The organism is Teichococcus aerofrigidensis, assembly GCF_054073225.1.
In genome coordinates, this window is the sequence record NZ_JBSXMU010000277.1 from 1 (window position 1) to 782 (window position 782).

The window sequence follows — 782 nt, forward strand, 5'->3', positions numbered from 1 at the left end:
TCCGCACTCCGCTAATCTACGCCGCGAGTTGTGCCGAATGTTCTGACGACGGACACTCGGCAAAGATAGGCAGTGCGGCACGTTCAGTTGGCCCCTCCACCAGGATAACAGCACGGCCAAAGAATGCTTCCGCATGCTCCTGGCCGCAGGCGTGCCGGAGGCGCTCTCGTAGCAGGGCTTCAGTCCCCGTACTGGCTTCAGGCGATGCCATCAGATGCGCGGCAGATAGGCGGCGCATTCGCGTGCAGAGCATTCCCTCATTGTCCTCGTCGAGGCAGCGCTCGACTACAGCGATTTCGTCAAAGTTATCAGGCGATACGAAGGCGGCCGAGTGTGTGGAGTACAGGATTTGGGCGCCCTGGTCGGCCATCTCACGGAACAGAAGGGCGAGGCTGCGTTGGGCATGCGGGTGTAGATAGATCTCAGGTTATTCGACCGCGAAAACCGCATCTCCTCGAAAGCACTTCGCGTATGCGCGGAAGAGGGCCAGTACGATGAGGTTCCTCATCCCAGAACCTGCTTCCTCAGGGCTCCGCTCCAACCCGTCCTCGACAAGGATGGGTTGGAGCGTCTTATAGAAGTTCAGCGGATCGAAGGTGCGGAAGTCTACTTTTACCTCGTGGCTGGTTCGGCGTAGCTGGGCCTTAAAGCCCTCGGCCATCTCTGTGACGAAGCTCGTGTATTTGTCTGTGCGCAGGATCTCTTGGGCTGTCCGCAAGCTCTGCTTGGTCGTGTCCCAACGCGTGGTGTAGGAGCGCCAAGGACGGTTCTCCTGAGCGGGG

The 782-nt window shown here is 59.5% G+C and carries 2 protein-coding genes; both read right to left on the minus strand.

The genetic code is table 11. From position 1 onward, the window contains the following. Nucleotides 1-16: 16 nt before the first annotated feature. Complete coding sequence (locus ACVMLK_RS21200; RefSeq protein WP_370592091.1) at nt 17-421, minus strand: ATP-dependent nuclease; 405 nt, start codon at nt 419-421, stop codon at nt 17-19. 6 nt (nt 422-427) lie between these two features. Further along, the coding region (locus ACVMLK_RS21205) for a hypothetical protein (protein ID WP_457487564.1) at nt 428-782 on the minus strand (355 nt) is incomplete at its 5' end.